The sequence below is a fragment of the Micromonospora sp. NBC_01412 genome (assembly GCF_045040215.1).
Lineage (GTDB): Bacteria > Actinomycetota > Actinomycetes > Mycobacteriales > Micromonosporaceae > Micromonospora > Micromonospora rubida.
On sequence record NZ_CP109528.1, the window covers coordinates 7858305 to 7865383 of the forward strand.

Sequence of the window (7079 nt, forward strand, 5' to 3'; positions counted from 1 at the left end):
TTGTTCAGCCGTACTCGTAGAAGCCGCGGCCGGACTTGCGGCCGTGGTGGCCCAGGCGGACCTTCTCCAGGAGCAGGTCGCAGGGGCGGCAACCCTCGTCGCCGGTGCGCTCGACAAGCACCTGGAGCGAGTCGACGAGGTTGTCGATGCCGATCAGGTCGGCGGTACGCAGCGGGCCGGTCCGGTGCCCCAGGCAGTTCTCCATGAGGGAGTCGACGGCCTCGACGCTCGCGGTGCCCGCCTGCACGATCCGGGCCGCATCGTTGATCATGGGATGCAGGACCCGGCTGGTGACGAAGCCCGGGGCGTCCCTGACCACGATCGGCTCCTGGCCCAGGGCGGCCAGCGCACTCCCGAGCGAGGCCATGACCGCCTCGCCGGTCCGGACGCCGCGGATGACCTCCACCGTGCGGATGAGGTACGGCGGGTTCATGAAGTGCGTGCCCACCACCTCGTCGGGGCGCTCGGCAAAGCCGGCAAGCTCGTCGATCGGGATCGAGGAGGTGTTGGAGACCAGTGGGGTCCCCGGCCGCACCAGCGCCGACACCTCCGCCAGGACGCTCGCCTTGATCGCGATGTCCTCGGTGGTGGCCTCGATGACCGTGCTCGCCCCGGCCGCGTCCGCGAGGGTGCTCGTCGTCGTGAGCGTCCCCGTCGGCACCTCGCCGGTGAGCCGTCCCATCAGCTGCGCCATCCGCAGTTCACCGTCGATGCGGGCACGGGCGCGGTCCAGCACCTGCTCGCCGACATCGACGAGCAGGACCGGTAGGCCCCGGATGAGAGCCAGGGTGGTGATGCCGACGCCCATGACGCCGCCACCCACCACGGCGAGCCGGTGCGCACCCGGGGCGTCGGCCCAAATTGCCGTGTTCATCGTGGAGAGAGCCTTTCCGTGACTGCTGCGGGGGTCGGGTCAGGAGAGGATCGATGCGAGCCAGTCGGACACGGCGGTGGCCGTGGTGGCCACGTGCTGTTCCATCATCGAGAAGTGGTCGCCGTCGACATCGATCACGGCGTGCGCCCCTGGCCAGCTCGCCCGCCAGTCACCGATGGCGGGCGCGGCGGCACCGAGCGGGCTGGAGGCCCGGACGAGCAGAACCCGGGCCGCCACCTGGGGGGCCTGGTAGCCGTCGAGGATCCGGAAGTACTTGCCCATCGCGGTGAGCCGGGTGCCGTCCATCGGGACCGCCTGGTCCTCGCGGTCGAACATGCCGCCCAGCAGCACATCGTTGAACTGGGTCATCGCCCGGTTGTCCGACAGGTACGTGTCGAGCAGCACCACCGCCGCCGGTCGCACGCCGCGCTTCTCCAACTCGGCGGCGACCCCGTGGGCGACCGTGCCGCCGGAGGACGAGCCGAGCAGGACCAGGGGCCGGTCGCCGCCGAGCCGTTCGAGGACCTCCTCGGCGTGGTATTCCAGCAACGGGCCCATCGCCGACGGGACCCGCTGGCCTGGGAGGAAGCCGGGGGCGGACAGGACGCTGGAGCCGTACGTGCCGCGGAAGCGGTTGACGAACCGGGCGTACTGGTGGCCACCGCCGAGCGCGACGACGGAGCCGAAGCAGACCAGCTGGGGCGCCTCGTCGTGGGTGTTGATCCGCAGCAGCGTCGGCGGATCCGCCGAGTCGCGCAGCTGGGCCGCGGTGTGGAACTCCGGGCGCAGCGCCGAAGCGTTCTTGAGCAGGTCGATCGCCTCGTCGGACCTGCCCCGGCGGCACAGCTGGCGGAACAGCGTGCTGACCGCGTCGTCGTCGGAGCGGGCCGCGACCGGGACCGCCGGCCGGCCGCCCGGCAGCTCGCTGGTGACCGGTCGCTCGGCAGCCGTGGCCGCCGTCCATTCCACGCGCACCAGATCGGCTAGCTTGGCGGGCGTGCCGCTGGAGAACACGACGGTCGGCAGCAGGTTCAGCCCGGTGGCCGCGGCCAGGCGGTTGCGCAGCTCCAGCGCGGTGAGCGAGTCGAAGCCGACCGACAGGAAGGCCTCCTCCGCGCCGACCGCGCCGGCGTCGGCGTGCCCGAGCACCTGGGCGGAGTGCACGCGCACCGCGTCCAGCAGGATCACCAACTGTTCGTCGGCGTCCGCCCCGGCCAGCCGGTCGCGCAGCCCCAAGTCCACGGTGGCGGTCTCCGTGCCGGAGGTGCGCACCAGGGAGCGGAGCAGGTGCGGCACCGGCCCGGCCCGGAACGCGGCGAGGTCGAGGGCGACCGGCGCCAGGACCGGATCGGGCAGGGTCAGCGCCGCGTCGAACAGCGCCGTCCCGGCCTCGGCGGTCAGGCCCAGCACGCCGCTGCGGGCCATCCGGCTGACGTCGGTGTCCGACAGCGCCCCGGTCAGGCCGCTGCGCTGCTCCCACAGCCCCCAGGCGAGCGAGGTGGCGGGCAGCCCGTCCCGGTGCCGGGCCACCATCAGCGCGTCGGTGGCACCGTTCGCGGCGCCGTACGCCGCCTGACCGGGCCCACCGAACAGCCCGGCCACCGAGGTGTAGGCCACGAACGCCCGCAGTGGGAGGCCCCGGGTCGCCTCGTGCAGGTGCCACATCCCATCGACCTTGGGCCGCAGCACACGGCTGAGCCGTTCGGGGGTGACGTCGGCGAGCAGGGCGTCGTCGATCACCGCAGCCGTGTGCACGACCGCCGTCACGGGGTGCTCCGCCGGAACTCCGGCCAGTGCCGCGTCGAGCGCGGCCCGGTCGGTCACGTCACACCGCTCGGCCGTCACCCGCGCGCCGGCTGCGGTGAGCTCGGCGATCAGCTCGAGCACCCCGGACGCGGCCGTTCCGCGTCGGCTGAGCAGCAGCAGGCGGCGTACGCCGTGCCGGGTCACGAGGTGCCTGGCGAGGATGCCGCCGAGGACCCCGCCACCGGCCAGCAGCACGGTGCCGGTGCCGTCGAACGCGCCGGTCCGCGCGGCGGTGGGCCGTGCCGGCCGCAGCCGGGGCACGTGGATCCGCCCGGCCCGCAGCGCCACCTCGGGCTCACCGCCGGCGAGCAGGGCGGGCAGCAGCTCCGCGGTGCTGCGCGGGTCGTCGGAGTCGACCAGGACGAGCCGGCCCGGGTATTCCTGTTGCGCGGAGCGGACCAGGCCGTGGACCGCTGCTCCCGCCACGTCGAGCGGCTCGTCGCCGGCGTCGGTGGCGCCCCGGGTGAGCACCACCAGCGGCGGGCTGCCGACGGCCGGGCGCCGCAGCCAGGCGTTCAGCTGCTCCAGGACGGCGGCGGTGGTCTCGTGCACCGATGCGGGCGGGCCGCCGGCGGCCGGTGGGCACGCCAGCAGCACCGCGTCCAGGCCGGCGACGTCGCCGGTGACGGCGGGCGTACCGGCGGGCAGCAGCCGCTCGTCGTCCGCACCGAGCCGGGCCCAGAGCCCGGCCGGAGCGATCCCGGTGGGACCGTCCAGGGTGCGCCACTCGACCCGGTACAGCGAATCGGTGGCGGGACGCAGCGAGTCGAACGAGGCGGCCCGCATGGTGAGCGTGCCGACGGCGACGATCGCGTGGCCGTCCTCGTCGGTGACCTGCAGCGAGACCGCGTCCGGGCCGGCCGGGCGCAGCGCGACGCGCAGGGCGTGGCCCGGACGGGCACCGGCCCAGAGGCGCACCTGCTGCCAGGCGAACGGCAGCGGGACGCCGGTCGCCTCGGGTTGCCGCGCGGCGTCGCGGCCGACTCCCGCGTCGCGCAGGCTGACGGTCTGCAGGAACGCGTCGAGCAACGCCGGATGCATCGCGAAGCCGTTCGCGCCCACCTCGGGCAGCGCCGCCTCGGCGAAGATCTCGTCGCCGCGAGACCAGGCCGCGCGCAGGCCGCGGAAGGCGGGACCGTACTCGACGCCACGGTCCCGAAGGAACCGGTACAGCTCGCCGATGCGCATCTGCTGCGCGCCGGTCGGTGGCCACGCGGCGCCCGCGACGGCGCCCGGCAGCGGTCCGGAGGGTGCGAGTACGCCGCTGCCGTGGCTGGTCCACTCGGCATCGGGGCCGGCCTGTTCGGACCGGGAGTGGAACTCGATCACCCGGCGCCCGGAGTGGTCCCGCGTCCCCGCGGTCAGCCGCAGTTGCACGCCGGGGCCGCCGTCGTCGCCGGCCGGCAGCAGGAGCGGCGCGGCGAGGGTGAGCTCCTCGACGAGGGCACAGCCGAGCTGTCCGCCCGCGTACGCGGCCATCTCGACGTAGGCCACTCCGGGCAGCAGGACCGCACCCCGGACCGCGTGGTCGGCGAGCCAGGGCTGCTCCGCGAGCGACAGCCGCCCGGTGAACACCGTGCCGCCGGTTCCGGGCAGCTCGACCGCGGCGCTCAGCAGCGGGTGCCCGGGATCGCTCTGCCCCATCGACACGGGGTCACCCCCGGCCGGGGTCGGGTCCAGCCAGTAGCGCTGACGCTGGAAGGCGTACGTGGGCAGGTCGACGCGGCGGGCGGCGGTGCCCTCGTACGCCGGCCGCCAGTCGACCGGCAGCCCGGCGACGTGGGCCTGGCCGAGCGAGGTCAGCAGCCGCGTGCTGCCACCGTCGTCGCGGCGCAGCGTCTCGACCACGACGAGGTCGGCCAGCCCCGCGTCGGCCGCCGCGTCCTGCAGGTTGAAGGTGAGCGTGGGGTGCGGGCTGACCTCCACGAAGGTCCGGTGGCCGGCGTCGAAGAGCAGCTGCGCGGCGTCGTGGAACCGGACGGTCTGCCGCAGGTTGCGGAACCAGTAGCCGGCGTCGAGCGCCGATGGCTCGACCCACCCGGCGTCCACGGTCGACAGCATCGGCACGACGCCCCGGCGGGGACGCAGACCGCCGAGCCCCGCGAGGAGGGAGTCCCGGACGGGGTCGACGTCGGCGGAGTGCGGGGCGTAGTCGACGGGGGTCCGGAAGGCCAGCACGCCGTCGGCCCCGGTCTCGGCGAGCAGGTCGTCCAGGGCCGGTGCGGCGCCCGCGACCACGACGACCCGCGGGCCGTTGACGGCGGCGAGGGAGAGCCGGCCGTCGTACCTGGCGATCAGCTTCTCGGTCTCGGCGGCGGTGAGCAGCAGGGTGGCCATGCCCCCGCCGCCGCTCACAGCGGCGAGCGCGCGGCTACGGCGTACGGCGATCATGGCGGCGTCCTCCAGCGAGAGGATGCCGGCGACGCAGGCCGCGGCGACCTCGCCCTGGCTGTGCCCGACGACGGCGGCCGGCTCGATCCCGTACGCCTGCCAGACGGCGGCCAGCGACACCAGGACGGAGAACAGCACCGGCTGAAGCACCCGCACGTCCTCGATCGAGGGCGCACCGGGCTCGTCCCGCACCACCGCGACCGGCGACCAGTCGAGGTGGGCGGCGAAGACCCGCTCGCAGTCCGCCATCCGTGCGGCGAAGGCGGGTGAGCTGTCGAGGAGTTCGCGGGCCATCCCGGGCCACTCGGCACCGAGGCCGGGGAAGACGAACACCGCCCTGCCGGGCTTGGCCGGGGCGGTGCCGAGCACGGCCCCGTTCGCGTTCTGCCCCAGGGACACAGCGGCGAGCGCGGCGAGCAGCTCCGCGCGGCCGGTGCCGACGACGACCGCCCGCTCGGCGAAGCGGGATCGGCCGAGCGCCAGCGACAGGCCGACGTCGGCCGGGTGCAGGTCCGGCTCGGCGGTCAGGCGGGAGTGCAGCCGGGCTGCCTGGTCGCGGAGCGCGGCGGGGGTGCGGCCGGACAGGGCCCAGGCGACCGGGCCGCCGGGCCGTACCGGCTCCGCGACCGGATCGTCGGCAGCGGACTCGAGGACGAGGTGCGCGTTGGTGCCGCTGGCCCCGAACGACGACACGGCGGCGCGGCGCGCAGTGCCGCCCTGCGGCCACGGTGTCGCGGCCCGCAGCAGCGCGACGTCGCCCTCGCTCCAGTCGACCTGGGCGCTCGGCTCGTCGATGTGCAGCGAGCGGGGCAGGACGCCGTGCCGCATCGCCAGCACCATCTTGATGACGCCGCCCACGCCGGCCGCCGCCTGGGTGTGGGTGAGGTTCGACTTCAGCGAACCCATCAGCAGCGATCGCCCTGCGGGCCGGTTCCGGCCGTAGACGTCCAGCACCGCCTGCGCCTCGATCGGATCGCCGAGGACGGTTCCGGTGCCGTGCGCCTCCAGTGCGTCGACGTCGGCCGGGGACAGTCCCGCGTTCTCGAGCGCCTTGCGGATCACCCGGCGCTGGGCCGGGCCGTTGGGGGCGGTCAGCCCGTTGCTCGCGCCGTCGGAGTTGACGGCCGAGCCACGGATGACGGCCAGCACCGGGTGCCCCTGGCGCCGGGCGTCGCCGAGGCGCTCCAGCAGGACCACGCCGACGCCCTCACCGAACGCGGCCCCGTCCGCGTTCGCCGAGAACGACTTGCACCGGCCGTCCGGGGCGAGGCCGCCCTGCCGCCGCGCGCCGCTGAGCACCGCCGGCGTGTGCATCACCGTCACGCCACCGGCGAGCGCGAGTGACGTGTCCCCCGCCCGCAGCGCCTGGCAGGCCAGGTGGATGGCGACCAGTGAGGAGGAGCAGGCGGTGTCGAGGCTGACCGCGGGGCCCTCAAGCCCGAGCAGGTACGAGACGCGCCCGGAGACGACGCTGGGGATGGTGCCGGTGCCGAGGAAGCCGGCCAGGTCCTCCGGGATCCGGCCGAGCCGGGTGCCGTAGTCGCTGTTGATGACGCCCGCGTAGACGGCGGTGTCGCCGCCACGCAGGCGGTACGGGTCGATGCCGGCGCGCTCGATCGCCTCCCAGCAGACCTCGAGCAGCAGACGCTGTTGCGGGTCCATGGCGAGTGCCTCGCGCGGCGAGATGCCGAAGAAACCGGCGTCGAAGTCGAGGGCGTCGGGCAGGAAGCCGCCCCGGAGGCCGGACGAGCCGGCGGGGTCGCCGGCCTGGGCCGGGTCGACAGGCGGCAGGTCCCAACCGCGGTCGGCGGGGACGCCGGTGACGCCGTCGCGCTCGGCGATCAGCAGGTCCCACAGCTCCTCGGGAGTGCTCACCCCGCCGGGGAACCGGCAAGCCATCCCGACGATCGCCACCGGTTCCCGGGCTCGGTCGATCTCCCCCCGCAACCGCTGGTTGTCCAGCAGGGAGGCGCGAAGGGCCTCGACAACCTGATCTGCCGGCATGGTG

Annotated in this window: 2 protein-coding genes; both read right to left on the reverse strand. The window is 74.9% G+C overall.

From position 1 onward, the window contains the following. Window positions 1-4 precede the first annotated feature (4 nt). Window positions 5-874, reverse strand: a complete 870-nt coding sequence (locus OG617_RS33870; protein ID WP_405097229.1) for a 3-hydroxyacyl-CoA dehydrogenase family protein — start codon at window positions 872-874, stop codon at window positions 5-7. A 39-nt stretch (window positions 875-913) separates the two neighbouring features. Further along, complete coding sequence (locus tag OG617_RS33875) at window positions 914-7075, reverse strand: type I polyketide synthase (protein WP_405097231.1); 6162 nt, start codon at window positions 7073-7075, stop codon at window positions 914-916. Window positions 7076-7079: the final 4 nt, after the last annotated feature.

Excerpts from the sequence above, each read along its gene's own strand:
- OG617_RS33870 (WP_405097229.1), bottom strand. The coding sequence starts at position 874 with ATGAACACGGCAATTTGGGCCGACGCCCCGGGTGCGCACCGGCTCGCC.
- OG617_RS33875 (WP_405097231.1), bottom strand. The coding sequence starts at position 7,075 with ATGCCGGCAGATCAGGTTGTCGAGGCCCTTCGCGCCTCCCTGCTGGAC.